General features: G+C 62.2%; 29 protein-coding genes and 1 pseudogene. 14 read left to right on the top strand and 16 right to left on the bottom strand.

Annotated elements, in window-relative coordinates; genetic code table 11:
- Nucleotides 1-120: 120 nt before the first annotated feature.
- Entirely contained in the window at nucleotides 121-462 is a 342-nt protein-coding gene (locus tag RNZ50_08370; protein MDT8855032.1) for a hypothetical protein, read from the bottom strand.
- A gap of 236 nt (nucleotides 463-698) precedes the next feature.
- Here RNZ50_08370 and RNZ50_08365 point away from each other — a divergent pair, with 236 nt between their 5' ends.
- Entirely contained in the window at nucleotides 699-1,583 is an 885-nt protein-coding gene (locus tag RNZ50_08365; protein MDT8855031.1) for a LysR family transcriptional regulator, read from the top strand.
- Between the two features lie 74 nt (nucleotides 1,584-1,657).
- Here the strand turns inward: RNZ50_08365 and RNZ50_08360 are convergent, their stop codons facing one another.
- Nucleotides 1,658-3,526 (bottom strand): dihydroxy-acid dehydratase, encoded by a 1,869-nt coding sequence (locus RNZ50_08360; GenBank protein MDT8855030.1) that lies wholly within the window; start codon nucleotides 3,524-3,526, stop codon nucleotides 1,658-1,660.
- Nucleotides 3,527-3,582: 56 nt separating this feature from the next.
- A complete protein-coding gene (locus RNZ50_08355; protein MDT8855029.1) occupies nucleotides 3,583-3,921 on the bottom strand; it encodes a hypothetical protein in 339 nt (112 codons plus the stop codon).
- Nucleotides 3,922-4,333: 412 nt separating this feature from the next.
- On the opposite strand from RNZ50_08355, the gene RNZ50_08350 reads away from it, so the two are divergent.
- The 3 genes from RNZ50_08350 to RNZ50_08340 all read left to right on the top strand — a co-directional run bounded on the left by RNZ50_08350 (nucleotide 4,334) and on the right by RNZ50_08340 (nucleotide 6,340).
- A complete protein-coding gene (locus tag RNZ50_08350; protein MDT8855028.1) occupies nucleotides 4,334-5,122 on the top strand; it encodes a DMT family transporter in 789 nt (262 codons plus the stop codon).
- Nucleotides 5,123-5,573: 451 nt separating this feature from the next.
- Nucleotides 5,574-5,774: a DUF2805 domain-containing protein gene (locus RNZ50_08345; GenBank protein ID MDT8855027.1), complete on the top strand. Its 201-nt coding sequence runs from the start codon at nucleotides 5,574-5,576 to the stop codon at nucleotides 5,772-5,774.
- 65 nt (nucleotides 5,775-5,839) lie between these two features.
- Nucleotides 5,840-6,340: a pyridoxamine 5'-phosphate oxidase family protein gene (locus RNZ50_08340; protein MDT8855026.1), complete on the top strand. Its 501-nt coding sequence runs from the start codon at nucleotides 5,840-5,842 to the stop codon at nucleotides 6,338-6,340.
- A gap of 43 nt (nucleotides 6,341-6,383) precedes the next feature.
- Here the strand turns inward: RNZ50_08340 and RNZ50_08335 are convergent, their stop codons facing one another.
- On the bottom strand, nucleotides 6,384-6,779 hold the full coding sequence (locus tag RNZ50_08335) for a dihydroneopterin aldolase (GenBank protein MDT8855025.1): 396 nt from the start codon (nucleotides 6,777-6,779) through the stop codon (nucleotides 6,384-6,386).
- Nucleotides 6,780-6,853: 74 nt separating this feature from the next.
- Nucleotides 6,854-7,201 (bottom strand): hypothetical protein, encoded by a 348-nt coding sequence (locus tag RNZ50_08330; protein ID MDT8855024.1) that lies wholly within the window; start codon nucleotides 7,199-7,201, stop codon nucleotides 6,854-6,856.
- Nucleotides 7,202-7,236: 35 nt separating this feature from the next.
- On the opposite strand from RNZ50_08330, the gene RNZ50_08325 reads away from it, so the two are divergent.
- Both RNZ50_08325 and RNZ50_08320 read left to right on the top strand, forming a co-directional pair.
- Nucleotides 7,237-7,881, top strand: coding sequence for an alternative oxidase (locus RNZ50_08325; GenBank protein ID MDT8855023.1), 645 nt, complete (start codon nucleotides 7,237-7,239; stop codon nucleotides 7,879-7,881).
- A 176-nt stretch (nucleotides 7,882-8,057) separates the two neighbouring features.
- Entirely contained in the window at nucleotides 8,058-9,278 is a 1,221-nt protein-coding gene (locus RNZ50_08320; protein MDT8855022.1) for a cysteine desulfurase, read from the top strand.
- A 21-nt stretch (nucleotides 9,279-9,299) separates the two neighbouring features.
- On the opposite strand, the gene RNZ50_08315 is transcribed toward RNZ50_08320, so the two are convergent.
- Nucleotides 9,300-9,620: an NAD(P)-binding oxidoreductase gene (locus RNZ50_08315; protein MDT8855021.1), complete on the bottom strand. Its 321-nt coding sequence runs from the start codon at nucleotides 9,618-9,620 to the stop codon at nucleotides 9,300-9,302.
- A gap of 157 nt (nucleotides 9,621-9,777) precedes the next feature.
- Here RNZ50_08315 and istA (RNZ50_08310) point away from each other — a divergent pair, with 157 nt between their 5' ends.
- A complete protein-coding gene (gene istA, locus RNZ50_08310; protein ID MDT8855020.1) occupies nucleotides 9,778-11,316 on the top strand; it encodes an IS21 family transposase in 1,539 nt (512 codons plus the stop codon).
- A gap of 12 nt (nucleotides 11,317-11,328) precedes the next feature.
- Nucleotides 11,329-12,090, top strand: coding sequence for an IS21-like element helper ATPase IstB (gene istB, locus RNZ50_08305; GenBank protein ID MDT8855019.1), 762 nt, complete (start codon nucleotides 11,329-11,331; stop codon nucleotides 12,088-12,090).
- Here istB (RNZ50_08305) and RNZ50_08300 read toward each other — a convergent pair.
- Both RNZ50_08300 and RNZ50_08295 read right to left on the bottom strand, forming a co-directional pair.
- Nucleotides 12,081-12,518 (bottom strand): SDR family NAD(P)-dependent oxidoreductase, encoded by a 438-nt coding sequence (locus tag RNZ50_08300; GenBank protein ID MDT8855018.1) that lies wholly within the window; start codon nucleotides 12,516-12,518, stop codon nucleotides 12,081-12,083. The genes istB (RNZ50_08305) and RNZ50_08300 overlap by 10 nt on opposite strands.
- Nucleotides 12,519-12,669: 151 nt before the next feature.
- Nucleotides 12,670-12,963 (bottom strand): hypothetical protein, encoded by a 294-nt coding sequence (locus tag RNZ50_08295; GenBank protein ID MDT8855017.1) that lies wholly within the window; start codon nucleotides 12,961-12,963, stop codon nucleotides 12,670-12,672.
- A 190-nt stretch (nucleotides 12,964-13,153) separates the two neighbouring features.
- Here RNZ50_08295 and istA (RNZ50_08290) point away from each other — a divergent pair.
- The 3 genes and pseudogenes from istA (RNZ50_08290) (at nucleotide 13,154) to RNZ50_08280 (ending at nucleotide 17,120) form a co-directional block, all read left to right on the top strand.
- A pseudogene (gene istA / locus RNZ50_08290) lies at nucleotides 13,154-14,631 on the top strand (IS21 family transposase).
- Entirely contained in the window at nucleotides 14,628-15,443 is an 816-nt protein-coding gene (gene istB, locus RNZ50_08285; protein MDT8855016.1) for an IS21-like element helper ATPase IstB, read from the top strand. The pseudogene istA (RNZ50_08290) and the gene istB (RNZ50_08285) overlap by 4 nt, the downstream one beginning before the upstream one ends.
- A 468-nt stretch (nucleotides 15,444-15,911) precedes the next feature.
- Nucleotides 15,912-17,120 carry a HAMP domain-containing protein gene (locus tag RNZ50_08280; GenBank protein MDT8855015.1) on the top strand — a complete coding sequence of 403 codons (1,209 nt, stop codon included), beginning with the start codon at nucleotides 15,912-15,914 and terminating at the stop codon, nucleotides 17,118-17,120.
- Nucleotides 17,121-17,150: 30 nt separating this feature from the next.
- Here the strand turns inward: RNZ50_08280 and RNZ50_08275 are convergent, their stop codons facing one another.
- The 8 genes from RNZ50_08275 to RNZ50_08240 are packed head-to-tail and all read right to left on the bottom strand — an operon-like array spanning nucleotide 17,151 to nucleotide 23,685.
- Entirely contained in the window at nucleotides 17,151-17,729 is a 579-nt protein-coding gene (locus RNZ50_08275) for a CIA30 family protein (GenBank protein ID MDT8855014.1), read from the bottom strand.
- A 58-nt stretch (nucleotides 17,730-17,787) separates the two neighbouring features.
- A complete protein-coding gene (locus RNZ50_08270; protein ID MDT8855013.1) occupies nucleotides 17,788-18,261 on the bottom strand; it encodes a DUF427 domain-containing protein in 474 nt (157 codons plus the stop codon).
- Nucleotides 18,258-18,971 (bottom strand): bifunctional 2-polyprenyl-6-hydroxyphenol methylase/3-demethylubiquinol 3-O-methyltransferase UbiG, encoded by a 714-nt coding sequence (gene ubiG, locus RNZ50_08265; protein MDT8855012.1) that lies wholly within the window; start codon nucleotides 18,969-18,971, stop codon nucleotides 18,258-18,260. The genes RNZ50_08270 and ubiG overlap by 4 nt, the downstream gene beginning before the upstream one ends.
- Nucleotides 18,961-19,794: an isoprenylcysteine carboxylmethyltransferase family protein gene (locus RNZ50_08260; GenBank protein ID MDT8855011.1), complete on the bottom strand. Its 834-nt coding sequence runs from the start codon at nucleotides 19,792-19,794 to the stop codon at nucleotides 18,961-18,963. Before RNZ50_08260 ends, ubiG begins: the two co-directional genes overlap by 11 nt.
- On the bottom strand, nucleotides 19,794-20,726 hold the full coding sequence (locus RNZ50_08255) for an FAD-dependent oxidoreductase (protein MDT8855010.1): 933 nt from the start codon (nucleotides 20,724-20,726) through the stop codon (nucleotides 19,794-19,796). The genes RNZ50_08260 and RNZ50_08255 overlap by 1 nt, the downstream gene beginning before the upstream one ends.
- Nucleotides 20,723-21,940 (bottom strand): FAD-binding domain-containing protein, encoded by a 1,218-nt coding sequence (locus tag RNZ50_08250; protein MDT8855009.1) that lies wholly within the window; start codon nucleotides 21,938-21,940, stop codon nucleotides 20,723-20,725. Before RNZ50_08250 ends, RNZ50_08255 begins: the two co-directional genes overlap by 4 nt.
- A gap of 5 nt (nucleotides 21,941-21,945) precedes the next feature.
- Entirely contained in the window at nucleotides 21,946-23,283 is a 1,338-nt protein-coding gene (locus RNZ50_08245) for an AarF/ABC1/UbiB kinase family protein (protein ID MDT8855008.1), read from the bottom strand.
- A gap of 15 nt (nucleotides 23,284-23,298) precedes the next feature.
- Complete coding sequence (locus RNZ50_08240; protein MDT8855007.1) at nucleotides 23,299-23,685, bottom strand: DUF393 domain-containing protein; 387 nt, start codon at nucleotides 23,683-23,685, stop codon at nucleotides 23,299-23,301.
- A gap of 802 nt (nucleotides 23,686-24,487) precedes the next feature.
- Here RNZ50_08240 and RNZ50_08235 point away from each other — a divergent pair.
- From RNZ50_08235 to RNZ50_08225, 3 genes are read left to right on the top strand one after another with little or no spacing between them, the layout of a single operon-like run.
- Complete coding sequence (locus RNZ50_08235) at nucleotides 24,488-24,709, top strand: hypothetical protein (GenBank protein ID MDT8855006.1); 222 nt, start codon at nucleotides 24,488-24,490, stop codon at nucleotides 24,707-24,709.
- 12 nt (nucleotides 24,710-24,721) lie between these two features.
- Nucleotides 24,722-25,270 carry a hypothetical protein gene (locus RNZ50_08230; GenBank protein ID MDT8855005.1) on the top strand — a complete coding sequence of 183 codons (549 nt, stop codon included), beginning with the start codon at nucleotides 24,722-24,724 and terminating at the stop codon, nucleotides 25,268-25,270.
- A complete protein-coding gene (locus tag RNZ50_08225) occupies nucleotides 25,267-25,602 on the top strand; it encodes a hypothetical protein (GenBank protein MDT8855004.1) in 336 nt (111 codons plus the stop codon). Before RNZ50_08230 ends, RNZ50_08225 begins: the two co-directional genes overlap by 4 nt.
- The last annotated feature ends 19 nt before the right edge of the window (nucleotides 25,603-25,621 follow it).

Below are 25,621 nucleotides of genomic sequence, written 5' to 3'. Positions count from 1 at the left end.
CATTCCTGAAGGCGCAACTATCCTCAATTTGCCGACCAGACCTGCCCGCGATCCCGCGAAATCAGTGCCCAGCTTCACGCGAAATGACTGCCCATGATCCCGTGAAATCGATGCCCACCATCAAGCGAAACACGCACGTTCGGGGTAGAACAGCAACAACTGGCGCAGCCCCAGACCGATGGCGACAAAGGCCAGCACCAGCACCGCCAGACTGCCCGCCTGCACCAGCGTCAGCACAGCGGCCAGCGTGGCCAGCATCAGCCCGTGATACGTGCCCTCACGCGCCTCGCCGTCCAGATAGGTCCGGCCATAGCGCACAACCACCCAGCCAACAAAGGCGACGAGCAGCGCCATCGAGGCACTTATCGCATCAAGGCGGAAGGCGATCAGCGCAGGCCCGCCAAAGAACTCCACCGCGACCGGGCCATAGGCGATCAGTTGCACTACGCTTGCGATTGCCAACGCCAGAACGCAAAGCGCCGCTCCCTCGGCCAGACGTGTCAACGCGCCAGGACGGCGGCCGGGTATAAACAAAGCAAAGCTGGCCACGGCCAGTAAAAGGATTGGAGCAAAAACGATCAAGGGCGGAAGGAAAGACATAGCATTCTCCGGTGTGCGACAGGTTTGATCGGGATAGCGATTGCGTTTCGCAAAGAAAATTACATATTATCTGGCGAAACGTTCTGTATGGTAGAACAATGGCATCCTTGAATCTGCATCACCTGCGCCTTTTCCGTGCTGTGGCATCGGATGGCACGCTGACTGGCGCCGCACGGGCGCTGAACCTGTCGCAATCGGCATTGTCCACCCAGATCAAAGCGCTTGAGAAGTCGCTGGGCCATGATCTGTTTGAACGCCGCGGCCGTGGCCTGATCATGACCGAGGCCGGGCGCATCGCACTTGACCATGCCGAAGCGATCTTTCGCACCGCTGACGATCTGACCGCGACCCTGCGCGAAACCGGCAGGGGGCGGCGGGCCTTGCGGGTGGGGGCGCTTGCTACGCTGTCGCGCAATTTCCAGATGCAGTTCGTTCGCCCGTTGATCGGACGGTCCGATGTGGAGGTCGTGCTGCGGTCGGGCAGTCAGGCGGAACTGTTGCGCGGGTTGGAGTCTTTGGCTTTTGACGTTGTGCTGACCAATCTTGCCCCGCCGCGCGACGCGACAACGCCGTGGCTGGTGCACCGGCTGGCTGAACAGCGCGTCAGTCTGATCGGAACGTCTGCACGCCTTGGCCAAGTCCCCCGGACGATGCAGGAATTGTTGTTGCAGGAACCGTTGATCCTGCCTCCGCCCGAGACGGCGCTGCGTGCGGCGTTCGACGCCCTTACCAACCGTCTGGGCATCGTACCAATGATTGCCGCCGAGGTCGAAGACATGGCGATGCTGCGCTTGCTTGCCCGCGAAAATGCGGGGCTCGCGGTCATCCCGCCAATCGTGGTGCAAGACGAACTGGCGGCAGGTCTGCTGGTTGAGGCGGCACGGCTTGACGATGTCACCGAGACATTTCAAGCCGTAACCGCAGCGCGTCGCTTTCCCAACCCGCTTTTGTCCGAGGTGCTGACGCAGGGTCGCTTTGGATAGAACAAAGACGCTGCACCCGCGATGACAGGTTCATTGGCCTCCTGATCTGAATGCGCGCCAAGGGGTGTCACGGATCAAGACCCCTTTCCGGTCCCAGGACGGAATTTGTTACGCGGTGCAAAGCCTGAGGGGGTCGCCTCTCGCGGGCTGCGCACCCAGACTTCACGGTTAGGGTGCAGACCCGCGCCACGCCTTGCCGGAACGGCCATGTGCCGCGCGCGTTGCAAAAGACGCGTATCGGCAAGGCCTGCGCTTGGGTGGAAGCCGCCGTTGTCTGCGACCTGCTGGACCCAGGCCACCGTGCGGGCCGCAAGAACGTCGGCATCATCAAGAGCCGTGCAGTTGATTTCGTTGGTGTTCAGATCCACCACAATCTCGTCGCCATTCTCGACAAACGCAATAGGGCCGCCAAGCGCCGCCTCCGGCCCGACATGGCCGATCACAAGGCCGATCGAGCCACCAGAAAAGCGCGCGTCGGTCATCAGGGCGATGACGATGCCGCGCTCGCGGCACAGGGTGGTGATGCGCGCGGTGGGGTCAAGCATTTCCGGCATGCCCGGTGCGCCGCTGGGCCCCTCGTAACGCACGACGATCATGTCATTGTTCTCGAAAGTGTCTGGCGCCTTATCCAGCATATCTATCAGTGCCTGCTGACCATCGAACACGCGCGCACGGCCGCGAAACAGGTTGTTTTCAAGCCCGCCTTCGACGCCTGCAAGCTTCAGGATGGCCGAAAACTCTGGCGAAAGGTTGCCGCCAAGCATGCGCAGACCGCCGGTCGGTTTGTAAGGCGTCTCGACGGAATAGATGACCTTGCCATCGGCAGGCTTCGCGCAAAGGCGCGCCACCTGTTCGGCCAGCGTCTCTCCGGTGCAGGTCAGCACATCGCCGTTGAGCAGACCCGCGTCGAGCAATTCGCGCACGATGACCTGCACACCGCCCGCCCGGTCGATATCGACCATGGAATACTGCCCGTAGGGCCGCGCGTTGGTAAGCACCGGCACGACATGCTCTGAAAGGTGATTGAACTCTTGTGGCGTGATGATCTCTTTCCAGAAATCGGCAAAGCCTGCAGCACGGGCGATCTCGGGCGCGTGCAACATCGCATTGGTAGAGCCGCCGATGGCCATGGCGACAATCGTGGCGTTTCGCAGGCTGTCGCGCATGACGATATCGCGGGGTTTGAGGTCATTTTCGATCATCTGCGCAAGCAGCGTGACCAATTCCGCGGGGAACTCGTTCAGACGGCGCGGATCGTCCGACGGCGGTGCAACCATGTGCAACGGCTGCATCCCCAGCACGCCGATGAACGTTTGCATGGTGTTGTAGGTGAACATGCCGCCGCAACTGCCGATGCCCGGGCAGGCATGAAAGGCGATGTGCTCGCGGTATTCGGCGTCCGGGTGCCCGGCGACCTGAAAGGCGCTGACGATGTCCAGCTTTTCGCCGGTCTTGGGGTCGGTTCCGGGGTGGATCGGACCATCCGACATGATGATGGACGGCAGGTTATGCTCCAGCATGGCCGCGAGTGTGCCGACAGGCGGTTTGTCACAAGCAACGACAGCAATCGTACCGGCCAGACCGGTTGCACTGAAGTGTTCGCACAAGGCATCTTGCGTCACCTCGCGCCCGATCAGCGAATAGCGCATCTCCGGCGTGCCATTGCGGATGCCGTCCGAGGTCGCAATCGTGTATTCAGGCTGCACAAGGCGCAACTTCAACTGCCCCGGCCGGGTGCCGATGCGGTCCTTGAGGGCACGGTGAATTGCCTCGACCTTGGCCATGACGCCAAGATAGCACTGACTGTCGCCTTTGGTGCCAACCACGCCAACAGAAGGTTCGTGGATCAGCGCCGGGTCGGTGCCGATTTCGCGCGCGAGGCCGATGGTCTGGGTAGAGCGGCCCGGATGGCGATCGATCAGAACAATGTTCGGGTTGGTCATGCAGGTCTCTTTTCTGTTGCGTGGCCGTGGAAAGATTGCACGGTCGCCTTTGCCAGCTAAAACGCCCAATTTGCGAAAGTAAAGGGCGGCAGGGCATGCTGCGACATATGGCTATGACAGGCGATGGAGCGATTGTTCAAAGACACGTCGCCCGCGCAGGTATCGGGCCACGTTTGCGTCCCGAAGGAGTAGCAGAAAATCGCAAGCAGGCCCATCTGCCACAAAGGCAGACCGTGGCTATCCGCCACATTCAGGCGGGCCATCACATCGGGCTCGGTCAACGAGATCATGATATCGGCTTTCCACTGCCGCAGGTGCTGCAAGTCGACGGCCAGATCGTGGTGTGAGGGTCTGCCAATTGCCATAGGCTCCTGCCCGCCGGGGCAAAGGGTCATGCCGATATTCCGCGCGCCAGATCAAAGCTGCCAATTTCCATCGGTTGGATGTTAGAGGTGCGCCTACTGCTTCCTTTTTCGATGATATCTTACCTTACCCGCAGCGCACGGCGATTGTCCCTGTCGGGCTGCACTGGATTTTCTGCAAAAAGTGGAGGCATTTTGCGTTTAACGAACCTTTCCGGTGTAATGGGTCGGCATCACCAGCGTGCCGGACAATGTGGACAAGGCCGCGACATAAAAGCCGCGCCATCCGCTATTACAGTACGCAGGCGCGCAGCAATCACCCAGATTGCGCATGTCATTGATCCGGGGTGATGGCACTGTCTGACGTTTGCGCAGGCAATCGCGACGGCGGTCGGGCCTGCAAGCGTGATCTTGGCCGTGGCTATGGCATTTGCCGTTCTGACCTGTGGCGCATGTCGTCCTTTTGTGGTTCTTCGGTTCGGTCTGGAGCGTGTTAATCGTTAAATTCGTCCTGCGCTGGCAGGTTCCCAAGCTGCGCCTGATCGCGATTAGTGTGGGGCTTGCCGGATTGTTCATCATGCCGGGTGGCGAGGGGGGCTTGCCGGTTCCGCGCAGTCTGGGCGAATGGATGGCCTTTATCGGGCGGCTGGTCTGGGCGGGCGCGACCGCAGGAATGCGCCTGAAGTCCCGCGTACCGCCGCTGCCTGCGGCGGTCGTGTTTGCCTTGGGCGCGACGCTGACGTCCCTCGCCTTTGCTCCGTTCCTAGAGTCCCTGCCCACAAACGCCGCAACCGACGCGGTCTGCATCGGGATCACTGTCCTCGCTGCAGGCGGGGTGTGGTGGGGGCTGTCGATTGCCGCCCTGATGTGGGCAACCCTTCGGCTCGATCCGGCACGGGTCGGTATTTTTCTGATGCTCGAGGTGATTTTTGGCGCCCTGACCGCCGCGATCTTTGCCGGGGAAACGCTGTCTGTGCGTGAGATGATCGGCGGCGGATTGGTTATTCTGTGCGGGCTGCTCGAAGTGTGGCCGACAAAGGCGGATGCCGGACATCTGCACGTTTCAAAGAACGCGCCATACACCGAGATGAATCTTGATTGCTGCCTCTGGTCGAGGCTGTTGCAGGACGCACGTCATGAATGGGGCAGCCTCAGCTTGCCGCGCCACGCAAGAGATTTTTGGTTCAGCAACGCAAGGTCAATCTCGTCTGCGATGATCTGTTCGCAAAGTTGAACCGCAGCCAACGCTTGTGATTGACTTAGGTGCTTGTGCGCAGGCCGGGCGATATGTTCGTACCAGACCCCTCCGCAGATCGTATCCAGTACAATTCGTTGAAAGCAATGGTCGTTCCGGACGGGCCAGTAACGCTTTTCGCCAAGCGCGAGTTTGGGCATGACCGTTCGCGTTAAATGAATGTAGCGCGTAACCGGATTGTCTGGGAGCATTTGTCGAAAATCGAAATCATGTTGCATCTGATCTTCCCGCTGACACGCTGTTTTCGTCCTCTCCGGCCAACATATGTAACGCCCATCCAATGCTGCGACCACAATCGGTTGGAGAGAACGAAACCAATGCATTTCAATGGCAACCTAGCGCGTTGCCACCAAAACGTTTGTCTGCAGCGCCACAGTGATACCTTGACTTGCAACACCACCGAGGCACTTCGGGCATTATGAAACACTCCATGCTCGACCCGGCAACCCTTGGTGAAATCATCGAGATGGCTTTAAGCGATCACGATAGTTTTGATGCGATCCGAAACCTGCATGGGCTTGGTCCGGACGCGGTGAAAACGCTGATGCGGCAGAATCTGAAAAGCAGCAGCTACCGCGCATGGCGCAGGCGGGTTCGGGCATTCTCTGACCGGCGCGAGGTGTATAAATGAATTCGTAGTTGCACCCATGGGCGGCTGATCTGTCCGACCTCCACGCGCAGGTTTGGGCACGGCTTGTGCGCGGTGTGCGCGACCGGCGCGCCCCAACCCGCCACCCCACCTTGGCCACGGTCACGCCTGATGGCATGCCGCAGGCCAGAACGGTGGTTCTGCGCGCTGCGGACAAAGGCACAGGAATGCTGGACATTCACACCGACCTGCATTCAGCCAAGGTTGCGGGGTTGCGCCGTACTCCCTTTGCCGCGCTGCATGTGTGGGACGCGGCCGCGCGCCTGCAGATGCGGTTGGAGGCCACGGCCACCATCCTGACCGGCCCGGATGCGGCGGTGGTATGGGCCCGGCTTCCGGACGCGTCGCGCCAGTCCTACGGCTGCCAGCCCGCACCGGGTCGACCGATCGCAGAGGCGCTTGATTACGCAAGGCAGCGTGACCCGGCTAGTTTCGCCATTCTGCGGCTGACGGTGCAAACGATTGATGCCTTGCATCTGGGCCCACACCATCGCCGCGCCCGGTTTGATCGCCATGCGGGCTGGGCGGGAATTTGGCTTGTACCCTGACGTCGCGGATGCAAGGCACCATGCGGTGCAGGCAATGGGCCGATCAGACTGCCGCAGGGCGCTGCGCAGACAATGCCTCGGCATCTAGGATCAGACGCACGCCAAGGCTGCCCGACCCGGCCAGAACGGGCCGCTTGCGCAGGCAGATATCCAGCGCCTTGATCTCTGGATAGGCGGCGCAGGCATTGGCGATACGTGTCATAAGCCGCTCTTGCGTTTCATAATGGCGCTCGCGCGCCAGGGCATCGATCTGGCGGATCAAGGGGTCATAGTCGAAGACATGCGTCATCCCATCCTGCGCAATCAAGACGAGGTCCGACGGGATGGTCAGGGTCAGGTCAAGCAGATGCGCCTCGGGCACAACGTCGTCGGGCCCGTAAGTTCCAATGCGCGCGGCGATCTTCAGGTCCTTCAATTCGATTTGGCTGTATGCTGGCAAGGTCAGAACTCCTGTTTAACTGAAAGATAGTCGCGTGGCCCCCCAGGCGCTGCGGCATTTGGAGTGGTTGCCCGTCAGTCGTCCCCATCCGCCGACTCATCGTCATCAGCGGAAGTGCCCACCTTCATCAATTGCTGCGTCAAAAGCGCCTTGTAACGCCGTTGGCGCCGACGCGCCTTTGCGCCGGACGCGCGCCAGCCTTCGCGCTTGTCCTGAACAAGCTCTTCAAGATCGGCGGCAACCGAAATCTTTTGCGCGTCGGATGGAGAGGTGCGTTTTACCATTTGGGGTTTGTAGCTGTCGGTTGCGAGGCGGCAAGCGATCACACGGAGGGCTGACGGCTGCGGTCCTTCTTCGCAGCAATACCCGAGGATCTGGCTGTTTTGCCACAGGACAGGTTGCTGAAAGCGGATGAAAGCCACCTATGTTCGGTTCACCGGAGGCTAAATGAAAATCAATGAAACATTCTCACGACTTCCAATCTGAGACCTTGCACGTACACCACGTTCCGAACAGCATCCCAGACCGCATCGCCCTGCGCGTGGTCAAGACGATGCGGTTCTTCGCAGACCGATTCTTTGCCAAACGCTATGGGCACCGGGCGGTTGTGCTTGAAACGGTTGCGGCGGTTCCGGGCATGGTCGGCGGGCTGCTGCAGCACCTGAGCGCCATTCGCCACATTCGCGACGATCGGGGATGGATTAAGGAACTGATCGATGAGGCGGATAACGAGCGCATGCATCTGATGACATTCATCCAGATCGCCCAGCCCAGCCGCTTCGAGCGTGGTCTGATCATGGTGGCGCAGGCGGTGTTCTACAACCTGTACTTCTTTCTCTATCTACTGGCCCCCAAGACAGCGCACCGCGTGGTCGGCTACCTCGAGGAGGAGGCGGTGATCAGCTACACTCATTATCTGGCAGAGATTGACGCAGGCCGGGTCGAAAACGTGGCCGCACCCGAGATCGCCCTGAAATACTGGAACCTGCCAGCCACTGCGCGCTTGCGCGACGTGGTACTTGTGGTGCGCGCGGACGAGGCCCATCACCGCGATACCAACCACCACTTTGCCAATCAGTTGGCGAAAGGCGTGCGTGCGTGAACCGAGGCCGATGCCAAGGTGTAAAAGTGGCTGCCGAGACAACCGGCCAGCTACTTTACGGCTTCAAACGCGGACAACCCAAGTGGTTTGCCTGAGCGGGCGTGATGTCTTCCTTGCGGCGACCGTCTGCCCGCACACGACACCTGCCGAAACAGTTTCCCGGAGCCCGCCAAGCCATGCTTGATCTTGAGAAAATCCGCGGTGATTTCCCGATCCTGTCGCGTCAGGTCAACGGAAAGCCGTTGGTTTATCTGGACAATGGTGCTTCGGCCCAAAAGCCGCAGGTCGTCATTGATGCGATCGCGCAGACCTATGCGTATGAATATGCCAATGTGCATCGGGGTTTGCATTACCTGTCCAATCTGACGACTGACAACTATGAGCGGGTGCGCGGCATCGTCGCGCGCTTTCTGGGCGCGGCCAGCGAGGATGAGATCATCTTCAATTCAGGCGCGACCGAAGGCATCAACATGGTGGCCTATGGCTGGGCCATGCCGCGCATGAAGGCCGGGGACGAGATCATCCTCAGCATCATGGAACATCACGCCAATATCGTGCCGTGGCATTTTCTGCGCGAACGGCAGGGCGTGGTGATCAAGTGGGTGGAGGTGGACAGCACCGGCGCATTAGACCCCGCAAAGGTGCTGGCGGCCATCACGCCGCGGACAAGGCTGATCGCGGTCACACATTGCTCGAACGTGCTTGGCACCGTCGTCGATGTTGCCGCGATCTGCGCGGGCGCGCAGGCCCATGGTGTGCCCGTGCTGGTGGATGGCAGCCAGGCCGCCGTCCATATGCCGATCAATGTGCAAGACCTCGGCTGCGATTTCTACGCAGTCACAGGTCACAAGCTCTATGGCCCGTCGGGATCAGGGGCGATCTATGTCCGCCGGGACCGGATGGCCGAGATGCGCCCCTTCATGGGGGGTGGCGACATGATCCGTGAAGTGACGCGCGATCACGTCACCTACAACGATGCGCCGATGAAGTTTGAGGCAGGCACCCCCGGTATCGTGCAGACCATCGGTCTGGGTGTGGCGCTGGACTATATGACGGGGCTGGGCATGGCCAATATCGCGGCGCATGAACAGCGGCTGCGCGACTATGCCCGCACCCGTCTTGACGGCTTGAACTGGATCACGGTGCAAGGGACGACCCCCGACAAGGCCCCTATCTTCTCGTTCTCGATGGAAGGTGCGGCCCACGCGCATGACATTTCCACCATTCTCGACAAGAAAGGCGTGGCCGTCCGGGCGGGCCAGCATTGCGCTGGCCCCTTGATGGCGCATCTGGGGCTAACCGCCACCTGCCGCGCGTCTTTCGCGGTGTACAACACCACGGCAGAGGTTGACGTGCTGATCGACGCGCTGGAGCTGGCGCATGAGATGTTCGCCTGACTGACCTTGCAGGAGGTGCGGTCAATTGGCCAGAACAGGTGCAGCGCGCAGATACGAACGATCTTCGATCTGTTTCACAAGGAAGTCGGCGACGCTCGCTCGTGAGATGATCCCGTTGCGCCACGAGGATGGATCGCGAAGCACCTTGTAGCGGCTGGATTTCGGGCCGTTCAGCAGCACACCGGGGCGCGCGATCGTCCAGTCCAGACCGCTGTGCTTGATCAGGTCCTCCTGACGGGTCTTGTCGTCATAGGCGCGGCCAAACACGATCTGAAACGGCGCGCGTTGAAACAAACCGATGCTGGCCCGGCTGTCGCCAGCCCCGAAACCGGTGACACAGATCAGACGCTTGCGTGTTTCGCTTGATGGTGGGCATCGATTTCACGGGATCATGGGCAGTCATTTCGCGTGAAGCTGGGCACTGATTTCGCGGGATCGCGGGCAGGTCTGGTCGGCAAATTGAGGATAGTTGCGCCTTCAGGAATGAAGGGGTGGCTTGATGCCGACAGGACGATTGAACATGCGCCGGATACGAGATGTTTTGCGATTGAAGCTTGGGCAAGGCCTGAGCGAGCGGTCCATTGCCGCTTCCCTCGGTCTGAGCAAGGGGAGCGTCGGAAGCTACACCCAACGGGCGCGTCATGCCGGGCTCACGTGGCCCTTGCCGGAGGGGATCGATGACGACAGCCTTGAACTTCTTTTGTTTCCAGCCCCGCCCACGGTGCCGGACGCGGAGCGGCTTGTGCCCGACTGGGCGGAGATTGACCGCGAGTTGCGCCGCCCTGGGGTGACGCGGATGCTGCTCTGGGAAGAATACCGTGCCGCGCACCCCGGGGGTTTTGCCTATACTTGGTTTTGCACGCATTACGAGGCTTGGAAGGGTCGGGTGCGCCCGACGATGCGCCAGACACATGTGGGCGGCGAGAAGGTGTTCGTTGACTTTGCCGGCGACACCATCGACGTGATCGACCCCACGACCGGCGAAGCGCGGGCCATGAAGCTGTTCGTGGCGGCAATGGGGGCATCGAATCACACCTATGCCGAGGCGGTGGCATCGGAGGGGTTGGAAGATTGGATCCTCGCGCATATCCGGATGTTCGCCTTTCTGGGCGGCGTGCCAAAGGCGGTGGTTCCGGACAATCTGAAGTCCGCCGTGATCAAGGCAGACCGGTTTGATCCGGGGCTGAACCGGACCTATGCCGAGATGGCGGCGCATTATGGCACCGCCGTTCTGCCCGCCCGGCCGCGCAAACCCCGGGACAAGGCGAAGGTGGAAGTGGCTGTCCAAGTGGCACAACGCTGGATTCTGGCGCGGCTGCGGAACCACCGGTTCTTCTCATTGGCCGAGTTGAACGTGGCGATCCGGCGGCTGCTGGACGAGTTGAACATGCGCGTGATGCGCGGCTATGGCGCCAGCCGCGCCGATCTGTTTGCCACTTTGGATCGGCCCAATCTTCAGCCCCTACCGCCCGAACCTTATGTCTTCGCCCGCTGGAAGCGCGCCCGCGTGGCACCCGACTATCACGTTGAGGTCGACAGCTCATGGTATTCCGTGCCCTTCGCGCTGATCAAACAAGAGGTCGATGTTCGCACAAGCGGCCAGACGGTCGAGATATTCCATCGTGGTCAGAGGGTTGCGAGCCACGTGCGCACCCCGGGGCGGCGCAGCCATGTCACCGTGGCCGACCATATGCCATCGGCCCATCGTCGCTTTGCCGAATGGACCCCGGCCAGAATGCTGGCGCAGGCAACCAAGACCGGCCCCGCCGTCGCCGCCTTTTGCGAGATGGTGATGGCTGACCGCCCCCATCCTGAACAGGGGTTCCGCACCTGCCTGGGTGTGCTGGCCTTGGTCAAAACCTATGGGCCGGAGCGCGTTGATGCGGCCTGCCAGCGGGGTGTGACCATCCGGGCCCGCACCGTCACCTCCATTCGTTCGATCCTCAAGACCGGCCTCGATCGCGCCTTCCTGGAAGGCTCCGAAGAGGTCGCCCCCCTCCAGCACGCCAACATTCGTGGCGGCAGCTATTACCATTGAGAAAGGACTAAAATGCTGACCCATCCCACCCACGACCGACTGTTGGCGCTCGGCCTGACCGGCATTGCATCGGCGCTCGAAGAACAACGCAGGTCAACCGCCTTCGACGCCCTCTCGTTCGAAGAGCGTCTCGGCCTGCTGGTCGACCGCGAGGCTGCAGAGCGCGACACCAAGAAACTGGCCTCCCGGCTCAAGTTTGCGGCTCTGCGCCAAGATGCCAGCGTCGAGGATCTGGACCTGCGCAGCCCACGTGGTCTTGACCGCAGTGTCATGGCGCATCTTGCCGATGGCGGCTGGATCGCCCGGCACGAGAACCTGCTGATAACCGGGCCGACCGGTTTGGGCAAAAGCTGGATCGCCTGCGCCCTTGGCCACAAGGCGTGCCGGGATGGGCGGCCCGTCCTCTATCAACGTGCGCCGCGCATGTTCGAGGCCCTTGCTCTGGCCCGTGGCGATGGCCGCCATGAACGCATCCTCAAAACCATCGCCCGCATGGATGTGCTGATCATTGACGATTGGGGCCTCGCCGTCCTCACCGCCCCGGAGCGCCGTGACCTGCTGGAAATCCTCGAAGACCGCCACGGCCGCGCTTCCACCATCGTCACAAGCCAACTCCCCGTTGACCAGTGGCACGAAGCCATCGGCGACCCAACGCTCGCAGATGCCATCCTCGACCGCCTCGTTCACAACGCACACCGCCTCACCCTCTCAGGTGAAAGCCTGCGCAGGCGCTCCGCCGTCACAAAAAAGCTTGACCAAATCGTTCAAGCCTGACTCCATGAAAGCGTCGGCCAGCCTGCCCACGATCCCGTGAAATGACTGCCCAGAATGGCGCGAAACGCGTGCCCACGATCGCGCGAAATCAGCGCCCATTCTCCGCGAAATCCGCACAGACGCTTGACCGATTTAGCTGTCATGGCGGTGACAATCACACGCGTCGCGTCGGAAAACAGATGTACGGGTTTGAAGAGTTCGCCCAAGCCCACACCAAGCGTCAGGATCACGGCATCGACACCTGCAAGGGCTGCTTCAACATCTTGCTGGCGCGTTGCATCACCTTGCACCTTTTCCAGTCGCGGATCGGACAGGGTCATGGCGGCGGCAGACCTGGCAAAAGCGCGTACATCATATCCAGCGGCCAGTGCCGCCTTGGTCGTTGCCAACCCAATACCCTTGCTGGCACCGATGATCAGGACTTTCACAACGAAACCTCCAGTTATGACGGCAAAAGCGGTCCGGGAATGGGCGTCTCACCACGCTTGGGATCAGGATGGTTGACGCAGTTCTTCGGGTCGGTCTTTTCGAAGCCGGTTTTACCCAGCGACAAGCTGTGGCTGAGATGACAATCCACTCTCAATCATGCTCTCCATCGCGGCGGCGTCCCGCTCCGCGCATGAAGAGTTTTGGCCGCTTTGCCGCGACTGCAAACGTGGCTGCCGTCACCGCCGCAGCCGCAATCAGGACCGCATGACCCAGAATGCTGGCCGCAAGAAACGTGTAACTTCCGATCGCGACAGAGAAGCTGACCGCCCACATAAGCCCCAAGACTTGCAGAATATAGTGACGGACAGCGACATCGGGAATATGGCGAAGCGGGCTTACACGATGATCAAAAATGAAATTCCACGAATGTTGCGCGACAACCATCTTGGCCGGTGCCGACAACCACCTTGGCCGGTGGGGCTGAACGGAAGACGGGCATGCCCGTCTGGAGGGCAGCCCCACCGGCCTGATTGATTTCGGGGAAGGTGCTGGTCGCTGCGGGTTGGTAAGCCGGGTTCCTCTGCCGTCAAACGGAGGATCCGGGTTGGCCTACAAACCCATCAACGACCAGCAATTGAGATTATACATGTCCGACCTCCGATATCACAGTCAGCGCACGTCGGCCGCCCGCGCCGGGTTCAGCGAGCGCACGGCCCGACGGTTCGATGCCAACCCGACGCTGCCCTCGAACCGCAAGATCGTTCACGGGCGCACGGTGGCCGATCCCCTCGAAGGCTTTTGGGAGGGCGACATCCTTCCCTTGCTGGAGAGGGACAGCGCCTTGCAGGCCGTCACCCTGCTGCGCCACCTTCAGGGCCTGCATCCGCTGGCCTTCCCCGATGACCGCATCCGGCGCACCCTGGAACGGCGGGTGCGGCAGTGGCGGGCGCTGAACGGACCCGAGCGCGACATCATCTTCCGCCAGACGCCGGAGCCGGGCCGCATGGCCCAGTCGGACTTCACCCATGCCGAGGAGCTGGAGGTGACGATCGCGGGCCAGCTATTCCCGCATCTGCTCTACCACTTCGTCATGGTCTACAGCCGGTGGGAGCATGTCGGGGTGGTCCTGGGCGGGGAGAGCTTCACGGCCCTGGCCGAGAACCTGCAGCAGGCGCTCTGGTCGCTCGGCGGGCACCACAGGAGCATCGCACCGACAGCCTCTCGGCCGCTTTCCGCAACCTGACGGCTGACCAGCGCCAGGATATCACCACGCGCTACAATGCCTTCGTCGGCCATTACGGCATGGAGGCCAGTCGCAACAACCGCGGCGAGGCTCACGAGAACGGCGCGGTGGAATCCCAGAACCGGCACCTGAAGAAGGCCATCGAACAGGCGCTGATCCTGCGCGGCAGCCGCGACTTCGCCAGCATCGAGGACTACCGGCGCTTCGTCGACATTCTGGTGGCACGGCGCAACCGGCAGCGGGCGATCGCGGTTCAGGCGGAACAGGCGCATCTGAAGCCCCTGCCGTCCCGGCGCACCACCGACTTTACAGAGACCGTGGTTCCGGTCACCCGCACCAGCGGCTTTCTGGTCAAGAGCATCTTCTACAGCGCCCCGTCGCAGCTGATCGGGCAGCGCTTGCGGGTCCACCTTTACGACGATCGCCTTGAGGCCTTTCTCGGCAGCACCCTGGTCGTCAGCCATACAAGGGCGCGTGGTCGCGGCGACGGCCATCGCGTGCATGTCATCAACTACCATCACGTCATCCACGCGCTGCGGCGCAAACCGCAAGCCCTGTGGAGTTCGATCTACCGCGACAGCCTGTTCCCGCGAACCGAATACGCTGAGGCCTGGAAGGTGCTGCAGCGTGATCTGCCCCGCCGCGACGCCTGCCGCCGCATGGTCGACCTGCTGTTCATCGCCCACGACCGGGCCTGCGAGGCGGAACTGGCACATCTCCTGACGGACGATCTCGACGCCGGCCGGGTGCCGGACCCTGACCTGCTGATGCTCCGCCTGAGCCCGAAGCAAACGGCGCTGCCGACAGATGTCACCGTCGCCCATCCCTCGCTCGACAGCTTCGATGCCCTTCTGGGAGCCTGCGCATGACCTCCCGCGAGATCGACATCCACACGCTGCCAGGCATGCTGACCGCGCTGCGCCTGCCCAGCTTCCACAAGCTTTGGGCCGACATCGCCACCCGCGCCGATGCCGAAGGCTGGCCCGCTGCCCGCTTTCTGGCCGTCCTCGCGGAATACGAACTGGCCGAGCGCGACATGCGCCGCATTCAGCGCCACATGAACGAGGCACAGCTACCGGCTGGCAAGACGCTGGCGACCTTCGACTTCAAGGCGCTGCCAACCCTGCCGCGCGCCCGGATCGAGGCCTTGGCGGCCGGCGACTGGCTGGAGGGTGGCGGCAATCTGATCGCCATCGGCAATTCCGGCACGGGCAAAACGCACATTCTCTGCGCGATAGGCCATGCCCTGATCGAGCGGGGACACCGCGTGTTCTATACCCGGACCAGCGATCTGGTGCAGCGACTTCAGGCCGCCCGCCGCGATCTGGTGCTCGAAGCCGCGCTCGCCAAGCTCGACAAGTTCGACCTGATCATCCTCGACGACATCACCTACGCCCACAAGGATCAGGCCGAGACAGGCGTGCTCTTCGAGCTGATCGCCCGGCGCTACGAATGCCGCAGCATCGCCATCGCCGCCAACCAGCCCTTCAGCGGCTGGGACCAGATCTTCCCGGACAAGGCGATGACCGTCGCCGCCATCGACCGGCTGGTTCATCACGCAGCGATCCTGGAGATGAATGCCGAAAGCTTCCGCCAGCGCGCGGCCGCCTCCAACAAAGAGGCGCTGAGCAGACCGCCAACGACAACCATCGCCGACAACAAGGACAAAGGAGAAGGCTGAGCGAAAAACAATTCCAGATACGCCAACCCAGCGGCCTAAAACCGGCCAACGTGGTTGACGGTCACGGACATGCTGGTTGACGCGCTACAACGAACTCACAACAAGGGTCTTGATGCCGTCTATCATGGCTTTGGTCCTTGCTTTGAGTGTACGATGGCGTGCTTTTGCTACTTCAGGCCACTCCACCAACAATGGAAGTAGCGCTGAACCGCTCTGTTCCCAGCCAGTCTGATTGAAAAGCAAAAAAGGGGCCCGTTGCTACCGGCGGCGCCGTGGTCGGAGCAGCGTCACACCACCATCCACGACCTGCTGCCACACCTTCCAAGCGGGAATGTTGCAGGGCGTCCTGAAACAGCGATCCGCGGGCAACCCGGGCCGGGCCAAAGCTATTTTCCCCGCAAACCGCAAATCCGCTGTTCCATGCGCTGTTCCGGTCTACCCTTCCTCTAATCGGGAGGGTGCGCCTTGATGCTCGACACCAATAATCCGTCCATCGGACGCTTTGACAAATCTTTCCTGGTGCACATGATCAAGGATTTTTTCCTTGTTCTGCTTTCCGTAAGCATTCTCGAATTTGCCGTAAAGGCGGCGACCGTCTATTACAACTATAGCGTCAATGGGGCGTCAGAGGCGCAGGTTGTTGCCGATGACCTGGCTGAAAACGTGCGGTCGATCATGCGCAACGAAGGCGGGCCGGTCGCTGCGCGCACCATCTATCCGATCCTGGAGCGGAACTGGACTGACCTTGGGTATGCGGTGGCGATCGTCCCGTCGGACGTGACGATCCGATCCATCGAGAACGCCTTCGATTTTGTGCCTGCGGGTATCCCCGAGGCGTGGCCTGAAGGTGACTTCAAGGAGGCGTCGGTCGAGATCACTGCCGAAACCTTTTGTCTGCAATGCCATACCGAGGCAAAGGTCGGCGATGTGTTGGGCACGGTCACAGTGCACAATTATCTGCAACGTGACTTTGCAATCTGGTTTAACGAAGTGCGCCTTGCCGCAGGCCTTGCCGTTGGCAAGATCGTGCTGCATTCGGTTCTGTTGTTCTTGATCCTGCGCGCCCGGATGGAACCGCTTTTGCGCCTGCGGGCGGTCGTCAGCAGTCTTTCCAAGGCTTACGGCGCGCTGGATCAACGGGCGGAAATTCGGACAGAAGACGAATTCGGCGTGCTGGCGCGCGATCTCAACATCTTTCTGGATCGCATCAATCGCTTGATATCAGAGCTTAATCAGGTTCTGCAGCGTGTGGTCACTGTGAACGACGATATTGTCACCGTTCAGGGTGACTTACGCGGCCAGATCGACCGTGTGGTAACGGGTGTTCGGCGGCTGGAACGTGATGCCATGTTGGCGGCCAAGCGCGAGCCGCGCCTTTCAAATGATTGGTTCGCGGCCATCCGCGCCTCGGTTGAGGCGCTTGATGAACGATTGGCAAAGGCGGGCGACATGCCCCAGGCGGGCGAGTTGCTGGAAGCGTTGCGCGCCGTTGTCGCAAGCGCAGAGACCCAGTTGGCGACGTCAGAAAGCCTGTTCCAGTCCCTGGCCACGGTCGGGGACGATACCGAAAACCTGAAAGGCGCGATGTCCGAGATGACCCGGCTGGAAGAACGGATGAAAACGATCATCGAGACGGGTGGAACCCTCGTGCGTCGCCTTCAACCCGAGGCAGGTTAGGCCGGAAAGAAGGTGCGTGGCTTTTGTGGTTCAGTAAAACCCCACTTCGCGTACGTCGATCCGCGCGTCATGGTCGCGGCCGTAAGCCACGACGGCAACAGAACTCAGGCTTCCCGGCTTGGGTACACTTCGAAGCAACGCGCCCGAGGTGGTGAATGCATTTAGCGGCAGGCGTACTTCGGTCCAGCTTTCCGTGACCTCGAACCCTGCCTGATAGTATTGCCACGGCAACAGCGTGCCCCCAGTCCGCAGGTGTACGAAATAGCGCTGGTCGTTGCCGCGCACCATCAACCGCACGCCGGTTGTGCCTTCAGGTGGCGGGCTGACAAGATCAAGCCGCATCTGGATGAACCCGCCCCGGTTGGCGGTGCTGACCCGGCCGGTCATGCGCGCAAAATTCAGGCCGTCTTCCTGCGCAAATGTGACACCGCCAGTGGACACGCCCCCCATCACCTGATCGGTGAAGAACCGCCAACGGGTTTCCGGCTGCATGGTGAAATCCTCGATGAATGTGGGCCCGGCTGCAGCGCCGTCAGCCATTGCAGGCGGCATGGCACGACCAAGCAAGACAGCTGCAAGGGAAAGGACGATCAGACTGCGCGGAACCATTTTATTCCCCAAACTTTCCCATGCAGCGGCGCAGGCAACACCCCGCCCGTGCTGCAACCTACCAATGCTGAGTTCCCGGCGCACCCTTGATCTGGCCGTCCAGATTGGGTGTGACCCAGCCGCCGTAAAAGCTGCCCGGTTGCGGAATGACGCGCAGATCGCCGACCCAGACCTCCTCCATCAGCCCGGCATAGAAGGCGACATAACCCGCAAGGGCCGCAAAGCGTGCGGTCGGTTTGTCATAGGCCCATGCAGCACGCGTGGCGGTCTTGCCGCCTGCGATGACGTCATAATACCGCGCCGCGCCTTTCCATTCGCACAGGCTGGTGCCGATGGCGGGGCGCAACGTGGCGTGAATATCCGCGGGCGGCAGGTAATAGCTGGGGGCGTGGTGGGTTTCCAAAACCCGCAAGGCGCGGGCGGTTTCCGAGACCAGCGCCCCACCCAGCCGGATCATGATCCGCTGCGGCACGGGTTCCAGCGCGGGAGGGCGGGGGTAGGATTGCACGTTTTCGCGGGGCAGGTCGGTCATGACATAGCCCCAGCCAGGGATTTGCGGGCAGTTCCCATATACAGGATGGCGGTCAGTGGCAGGGGGCCAAAGGTCAGATCGAACCGGCGGTTGATCCCGCGCGGGCCAAGGCCGGTCACAGCGCCCGGCACCAACCCGGCACCCTGCATCGCGGCGCGCAACTCGCCTGGTTTGATGAACATGGCGGGGTCATGCGTGCCGCGCGGCAACAGGCGCAGCACATCTTCGGCGAGTGTGATGGTGGCAAGCCGGGCCAGCGGGTTGCGGTTGATGGTGTCGAACAGGAACACCCCGCCGGGGCGCAGGGTGCGGGCCACTTCGGACAAGACCTTGTTCAAGTCGGCAACATGTTCCAGCACATCGACGCAGACAACAGCGTCAAAACTGCTGTCATCGTAGGGCAGAGCCTCGCCCACGCCGACGTCATAGCCGATGCGCAAACCTGTCGCGCGGGCATGGGCGCGGGCGGCGTCGATGGCGTCGGCCGCCGGGTCGATCCCGGTGACATGTGCGCCGCGCGCCGCCAATGCCTCGGACATGAACCCTCCGGCACAGCCAAGGTCCAGCACCGCTTTGCCCTGCCAGTCGATCTGGCGATCGAACCATTTCAGCCGCCCCGGTACCAGGTTTTTCAGCGTGCGCACCCAGCGGATATCGTCTGACCACCAGCGATCTGCCACCTTGTCATAGATCGTCAGGTCATTGCGCATCGGGTTGGTCCTTAGTCTTGGTCTTGGTCTTGGTCAGGCGGGGCAGGGCGTAAGGCACCGTGGCGCGGTACTGATCAAACCGCGCACCATAGCGCGCGGCAAAGCGGCGTTCCTTCAGGCGGGGGGCCAGCAGGCAATAGGCGGAAAAGCAGACGGCGAGCGCCAGTTGGTCTGGCGTCCAGACCGGAGGCGTCCACAGTGTCAGCGCAAAGGCCACATAGATCGGCTGGCGGATCAGGCGGAACAAGCCCTCTGTCGGCATATCGGGAAATACGGGCCGGATGCGGGCGAGTAATGACATCCAGCCAAGCGCGCCCGATTGCACTTCGGCCCCGGCGTCAAAGCTGGCCTTCAGCAGGATCAGCCAACTGGCGGCGTATGCAGCGGTCATGGCCCAGAACGCAGCACCTTCGGCCCGCCACCAGACAATACCTGATGGTGTCCACAGCGCAAACAGCGCCAGCAATTGGGCGGATGCGATGATGGCATAAGTGGTGGTTGCCAGTGTGGCGCCATGCGGGCCGGGGACAAGGCGCGCCAGCAACCGCCCGCCGCGTGCTGTCAGGAACAGCGAATGCGCCAGCGGGAACTGCACGATCAGCGCGGCATTGGCCAGCGTGGCCATCGGCCAAGGCACACTGCCAAGGCTTTCGCTCAGGCCAAAGAACATCGCCACGATCATGGCCAGCACGCCTGCGGCAAACAGCGCATGGCACAGCGCACCAAAGGCCAGCGCAAGGACAATGCGCGCAACACCCGCAGGCGGGCGCAGGGCGGCGCGGATCAGTGTGATCAGCCTTGCGATGCGGGGGTCATGCCACATCATAAACCCTGCACAAGCATATCGGCAGCAATGGCGGTGCCGCTGTCCCATGCGGCTTCAACGCGCGGGCCAAGGCACCAGTCGCCGCCAAGGTACAGGCTGCCACCATCACTGCGCAAAAACGGCTGACCAAGTGGCTGGGTAACGCGTGCATAGCGCCAGCGGTGCGTGGTGGCGTGGGTCACTCGGCCAAGGGATACGCCCAGTCTGTCGCATAGCAGGGGCAGCATGCGGGCGGTCAGGGTGGTGGGATCATCCTCCAGATGTGCCAGACTGAACGCCTCTCCCGCCTGTGCCACCCAAAGCGTGTGTCCTTGCGGGCGGCCCGGCTTGGTATTGTCTTGCGCAATCCATGACAGCGGGTCGTCAGCATCCTTGCGGGTGATGAAAGGGGCGGGGGCGATAACAGCCGCCATCAGCGTCAGGCACGGGGCGATCCGCACCGCATCAAGGGCCGCCACCAGCGGATGATCGGCACCCAGCAAGCCTGATACTTGCTGGGCGGGCACAGTGATCATAACGCGCGCGGCGCGCAGGGTAGTATCAGCCAGATGCAGCCGCCAGCCGTCTGCCTGTGGTTCCAGACGTGCCACCTGCGTATTCAGGCGGATGATCAGGCCAACCCCAAGCGCCTTGGGTATGACCGACATGCCCGGCACGCCAACGCTGTGATGCCGCCCGGTGCCATCGCCCCACTTGGCCACGCTGCCTGCCGTTTGCAGCGCCGCTAGGACTGTGGCAAAGCCCGCGCCATGGGCGTTTACAAATTGCGCGCCGTGGTCGAACTGCAATTCCCCTGCCCGCCGCGTCGCCACACGCCCACCAATGCCGCGCCCCTTGTCCAGCACCACAGGGGCCATTCCTGCATCGGCCAGCCTGCGTGCACAAGCCAGCCCCGCCATGCCTGCGCCGATGATGATAACGGGCGTCATGCGGGCAGCGCCTGTTCCAGAATGCGCGGAATGTTCTGTTTGACCTTGAAGAACCCCGCCGTGGCATGTGGCCAGATCGCCGCATCCCAATCACGCCGCCATTCGCGAAAGGTGATGCCTGCGCGTTCAATCGACGGGGCCGCGTCATCCATAAAGTCCCGCAAGGGGCCGGTGGTGATGTAGGGCGTGGCGATTTGCGTGGCACCGCTGGCGGCGGCCCATTTGGCCAGCGCTGCGGGGTCGGCTGCGTGTAGGGTGACGGAGGCTGCGCCGCTCCGCACGGCGGCATCGGCCAAGGCACCCGCCTCGAACGCATGGACAAGGTCCGACACGGGTAAGGGAGATCGCAAGTGGCTGGTGGTCAGCGTGGCCGTGGTCCGGATATCAAGGGCGGACAGGTCGAAATCCTCGACCCGGCAATCCTCATCGGTGATCAGCAGCGCCGTGGGCTTGCCGGGCTGTGGGGTCGTTATGGCACGCAAGGGCAACAGGGATGGCAGGCCGTCAGGCTCGGTCGCCTCAAGGCCTTGCGTCACCTCTGCCAGATCAGACGGGCGCGGGGTGAACCGCCCAGCGGTAAAGGTGGTGATGTTCTGCGCATCCGCCGGATAGGGTTTGCCGCGCGTGTGCAGCCCCGCCACCCAACGCCAGCCCAGCGTGTTCGACGCGGCATCGCCGTCCAAGAGATGCCGGTAAAAGAAATCTGCCCCCAGCCGCCATGGCAGGCCAAGGGTGAAAATCCAGATCGAGGCGAACCACATTCGCGCATGGTTGTGCAGATAGCCGGTATCCACCAGTTCAGTGGCCCAAGCATCAAAACACTCCAACCCGGTCTGACCGTTCATTGCCCGGTCCACATCGCGGCGCAAGCGGCGGTCAAGGCCAAGGGCGGTAAGATCGGTGTCCAGACCGGTGCGATAACTCGCCCAGACCTGCGGACGCCGTTCCAGCCAGCCTTTGAAATAGCCGCGCCAGATCACCTCTTGCACGAATTTCTCGGCATCCTCGGGGCCGTGGGCTGCAAGGGCTGCTGCCACCGCATCGGCCTCCAGCACCAGCCTGCGCCGGATATAGGGTGACAGGACAGACACAGCATTGTGTGCGCCGGGCCCATGGTCGGTGTTGCGGCCATTCGCATAGCGGCGGCCCATGCGGGGGATAAAGCCTTGCAGGATTGTATCGCCAGCGGCGCGGGTGGGGGGCCAGTCTGTCATCAGTGTCATTCCGGGGATTGTTCGCGGCAATAGGTTTCCACCATCGGGCGCAGGGCAATCCGCACGCGCAGTTTGGCGGCCATCAGGTACATGCCGCCAATCTTGCGGTGCAGAAACAGCGTGGCGGCGGGGGGCACATGGGCAAGCTCGCGGTCATTGCCGATGGCAATGCCCATGTCGCGCAGGCGGTCCAAAAGGTCACTTCTGCCGAAATCGAACGGGGTGTCTTGCTGCAGCGGGCCCATCTCTGCGTTGAACATGGACTGGATCAAGGCTTGATGGTGCGGGGCCGTATCCGGGCCGAAATAGCCGATGCGCAACATGGCTTCGCGTGTGGCTTCTGCCCCGCCATCCAGGGCCAAGCGGGCAAGGGCGCGAAAGTCGGCTGCAAGGGCAGGCGCAATCGGCTGCACCGCGCCGAAATCCAGCAGGACGATGCGGTTGGTGGCGGGGTCAAAGCGGTAATTGGCAAGGTTCGGGTCGGTCTGCATCGCGCCGAACACAAACAATTCGCGCAGCACAAGGTCAATCAGGGCGGCGGCCACCCGGTCACGCAACGCCTGCGGCGCATCCACCAGACTGTCCAGCGGCGCGCTTTCCATATAGCGCATCGCGAGCACCTGCGGCGTGCACAGCGCGTCATGCAGGGTGGGCAGCGCAAATATGTCGGACCCCGCCAAAAGGGCCCCAAACCGCGCCAGATGCTGCGCTTCGGCCAGATAATCCGCCTCGGCGTGCAACTGGCGCTTGGCCTCGGTCAGCAGAGGCGACAGGTCCATCCCGCGCGGCAACAGGCCCGGCAGGCGCAAGAGGGCGGCGACGTTGTCCACATCGCTGTCGATGCTGGCGCGGACACCGGGGTATTGCACCTTGATCGCTAGGTCGGTGCCATCGGGCAGCGTCGCCCGGTGCACCTGCCCGATTGAGGCGGCGGCAAAGGGGCGCACGTCAAAACGGGCAAAACGGCTGTACCACCCCGGTCCCCATTCCGCGTTCAGCACGGTTTGCAGCTGTTTCGGCGACATGTGGCGGGCATCATCGCGCATCCGCGGCAGGATGCCGGTCAGCTCCCCCGGCAACACAATCCCGGTATCCATAGACAGCATCTGCCCCAGCTTCAGCGCTGCCCCGCGCAGATGCGACAGCCCGCCCGTTAGCCGCAGAGTGTTGGCAGGCGTCAGCAGCAGCTGCGCCAGATCGGGCCGCTTTCCTCCCGCCAGCGCCCGCAATCCCCCCGCTGCCACGCTGCCCGCGCTGCCCGTGGCCATGCCGCCAAAGTGCCACAGACGGGCCGCGCGTCCGGTGGGTACGGCCACGCCGTTGCTGTCATTGTCATCGGGCAAATGCGCTCTCCCGTGTCAGGCGCGGGCGGATTGCTTGCGCAACCGGCGCAGGTGCCAGCGGTAGATAATTGGGGCGAGTACATGGTCATAGGCCGCACTCGCGACCTGCCGGGCCCCCGGCAAGCCTATGATCCGTGCCAGCAGACGGTAGCGTGGCATCTGCGCCCATAGCACCAAAAACGCCGGGATGCCCGATGTCAAAACGCCATCATGTAGCACATAAAGCCGACGCGCAGCCGTGTCGGCATCCAACCCCCAAAGGGACCGTGCGTCTGTGTTCAGATCATCAAACCGTATCGGCAGACCGGCCTTGCCCGCATAGCGAGCGTAATGCCCGATCTCGAAATTGCAGACCGGGCAGTTGGCGTTGTAAAGAACGGAAGTCTTGGGGTTGTTATCCATGCCGGGTAGGTAGGCTTGCCGCGCGTGAAGTCCAACCATGTCCAGATGACAAAACCCAGCCGTTATTCCTACACCGCCCCGCCATATGCGCCAATCGGGGGTTTGATTTCTCATCTGGCCTTTGGCAGTGGCGACCCTTTGAAATGGCCTCGGTCGGCCGCATATCACCCGATGGTCGTGGTCCTATTCCCCCGAAAAGCGGGCTCGCGCACCTTTCACCGATCCTTACGGCGACGCGAATGGCGGTCAACATCATCACCAGCCCGCTCTCACTTCTTGTCAGAGCTTGGCCAGTCAACAAGGCGCATCAGGTATTCGATTTCGGGGCACAGGTAGCGTGGCTCGTCCGACCGCATCAGATGGCGGGTGCAGAAAATCAGCAGACGGAGGCAGGCACGGCCCCAGCCACGCAGCTCAGAAGCCGGGTGGGCGTAGTGCAAAGTAGCTGAGCGTGCCCGTGTAATAGGTTCGGCGCGGTTCCGGCGCTGACGCGTCGTGGTTTCTCTTCCTGAAAGCCGCCGGGTTTTCTGTGTTTCAGGTCGAAAACAGTTCGCGGGGCAACACGGCCAGCTGTTCCGTCGCCAGTTAACAAAGTGCGAAATTCGATTTCGGGACCCAAGCGAAGACTTGCTAGGTCGCGATGGTCTTGCACACCGCCGCTTCCGAGACCCCGCGCTGCACGGCATAGCTTCGCCGGGACACTCCCATTCCAACCGAAACCTCATTTATTCAGTGACTTAGGAGTTGCTCTCTTTTGGTCTCAGCGGCTGTCTGCACCCAATGCAACGCAACGGAGTCCGCTATGAAGATCGCCATCAAGCCCCTGACAACACACGAAGAATTCTGCCTCAAGAACGCCGCGCACTTTGTCGCCGCCCGCGGCCGGACGCCCACCACACGCACCCGCGAGCAATTCGCGACCCTGCCCGAGGCGCAGGCTTACGCCACCGCGATCGGCGACGGCCGCACGATGATCTACGCGGTCACCACCCTTGGGCATTCGGCCCACATCACCAACGCCTGAAGGAACCCGACCATGAAAACCAAACCCCTCACCGCCGCGCAAATCGACGCGTTCGCCCAGCGCCTTTCCGAAACCCCGGTCGCGGTAAGCACCAGCGCCAAGAAGGCAGGTGACAACTTCGCCCGCTTGCTGGCGGCAAGGATCGGCACCGAGCGCGCGGCCCTTGCCTTCGCCTCGATCATGACGGCCGCCACTGCCGAGCAGGCGGAGGCCCGGCTGACCTTGGTGCTGGACCATGGCAACCCCGATCCTGCGGGCGAGACGATACCGGCGCCCGTCGATGAACCGAAGGTCGCGCCCGCCACGGTTGTTGGCAAACGGCAAGCCATCCTCGATCAGGCGCAGACTGGTGCGCTTCCAGACGCGCCGGATTTCTCCAAGCCGACCCACGCCCGCTTTCGGGCCAAGCTGGCCCAGATCGTGGCGCTGGCTGAGGCGGGCGACATCGCCGGTTTGCAAGCGTTCGAGATCAATCCGGTCTCAAGCAGCCCCAAGGCGATGGCGCGCTATCGCGACCTCTGCGTGATCGCGATAACGGCGCGATCGGCGGTGACGATATGAAGATCACCCGCGAATTCGCCCCCGCCGATCGCTACCTCTATGACTTCGGGCTCTGCAGCTACCAGAACGGCTGGGCGCAGGTCGATACGGCGCAGGATGCCTCGTATTTCGGGACTTGGGCCAACCCGATCCGGCTGATGATCTTCAACTATTGTGAGGGCGACACGACCTTGAAGGAGGCCGCCTCGCCCGAGGAGTTCGCCGCCGAATTGCGAGAGATCGATGCTTGGAACCGGGCGCATGGCTATGGCCCAGCGCGGATCGATCCGGGGTATGATCCGGCGATGAAGGCTGCATTCGTTGCGTTGGGGCTGGAGGAAATGTTGCACTGAATGTGTGGCGCTTCCCTTT

It is taken from the genome of Paracoccaceae bacterium Fryx2, assembly GCA_032334235.1.
Classification (GTDB): domain Bacteria; phylum Pseudomonadota; class Alphaproteobacteria; order Rhodobacterales; family Rhodobacteraceae; genus JAVSGI01.
This window is presented reverse-complemented; position numbering and strand designations above follow the sequence as displayed.

What these genes read in the sequence shown, in the direction of transcription:
- RNZ50_08365 (MDT8855031.1), top strand. Translation starts at nt 699, where the DNA reads ATGGCATCCTTGAATCTGCATCACCTGCGCCTTTTCCGTGCTGTGGCA.
- RNZ50_08360 (MDT8855030.1), bottom strand. Translation starts at nt 3,526, where the DNA reads ATGACCAACCCGAACATTGTTCTGATCGATCGCCATCCGGGCCGCTCT.
- RNZ50_08355 (MDT8855029.1), bottom strand. Translation starts at nt 3,921, where the DNA reads ATGACCCTTTGCCCCGGCGGGCAGGAGCCTATGGCAATTGGCAGACCC.
- RNZ50_08345 (MDT8855027.1), top strand. Translation starts at nt 5,574, where the DNA reads ATGCTCGACCCGGCAACCCTTGGTGAAATCATCGAGATGGCTTTAAGC.
- RNZ50_08325 (MDT8855023.1), top strand. Translation starts at nt 7,237, where the DNA reads ATGAAACATTCTCACGACTTCCAATCTGAGACCTTGCACGTACACCAC.
- RNZ50_08320 (MDT8855022.1), top strand. Translation starts at nt 8,058, where the DNA reads ATGCTTGATCTTGAGAAAATCCGCGGTGATTTCCCGATCCTGTCGCGT.
- istA (MDT8855020.1), top strand. Translation starts at nt 9,778, where the DNA reads ATGCCGACAGGACGATTGAACATGCGCCGGATACGAGATGTTTTGCGA.
- istB (MDT8855019.1), top strand. Translation starts at nt 11,329, where the DNA reads ATGCTGACCCATCCCACCCACGACCGACTGTTGGCGCTCGGCCTGACC.
- RNZ50_08295 (MDT8855017.1), bottom strand. Translation starts at nt 12,963, where the DNA reads ATGGTTGTCGCGCAACATTCGTGGAATTTCATTTTTGATCATCGTGTA.
- istB (MDT8855016.1), top strand. Translation starts at nt 14,628, where the DNA reads ATGACCTCCCGCGAGATCGACATCCACACGCTGCCAGGCATGCTGACC.
- RNZ50_08280 (MDT8855015.1), top strand. Translation starts at nt 15,912, where the DNA reads ATGCTCGACACCAATAATCCGTCCATCGGACGCTTTGACAAATCTTTC.
- RNZ50_08275 (MDT8855014.1), bottom strand. Translation starts at nt 17,729, where the DNA reads ATGGTTCCGCGCAGTCTGATCGTCCTTTCCCTTGCAGCTGTCTTGCTT.
- RNZ50_08270 (MDT8855013.1), bottom strand. Translation starts at nt 18,261, where the DNA reads ATGACCGACCTGCCCCGCGAAAACGTGCAATCCTACCCCCGCCCTCCC.
- ubiG (MDT8855012.1), bottom strand. Translation starts at nt 18,971, where the DNA reads ATGCGCAATGACCTGACGATCTATGACAAGGTGGCAGATCGCTGGTGG.
- RNZ50_08260 (MDT8855011.1), bottom strand. Translation starts at nt 19,794, where the DNA reads ATGTGGCATGACCCCCGCATCGCAAGGCTGATCACACTGATCCGCGCC.
- RNZ50_08255 (MDT8855010.1), bottom strand. Translation starts at nt 20,726, where the DNA reads ATGACGCCCGTTATCATCATCGGCGCAGGCATGGCGGGGCTGGCTTGT.
- RNZ50_08250 (MDT8855009.1), bottom strand. Translation starts at nt 21,940, where the DNA reads ATGACAGACTGGCCCCCCACCCGCGCCGCTGGCGATACAATCCTGCAA.
- RNZ50_08240 (MDT8855007.1), bottom strand. Translation starts at nt 23,685, where the DNA reads ATGGATAACAACCCCAAGACTTCCGTTCTTTACAACGCCAACTGCCCG.
- RNZ50_08235 (MDT8855006.1), top strand. Translation starts at nt 24,488, where the DNA reads ATGAAGATCGCCATCAAGCCCCTGACAACACACGAAGAATTCTGCCTC.
- RNZ50_08230 (MDT8855005.1), top strand. Translation starts at nt 24,722, where the DNA reads ATGAAAACCAAACCCCTCACCGCCGCGCAAATCGACGCGTTCGCCCAG.
- RNZ50_08225 (MDT8855004.1), top strand. Translation starts at nt 25,267, where the DNA reads ATGAAGATCACCCGCGAATTCGCCCCCGCCGATCGCTACCTCTATGAC.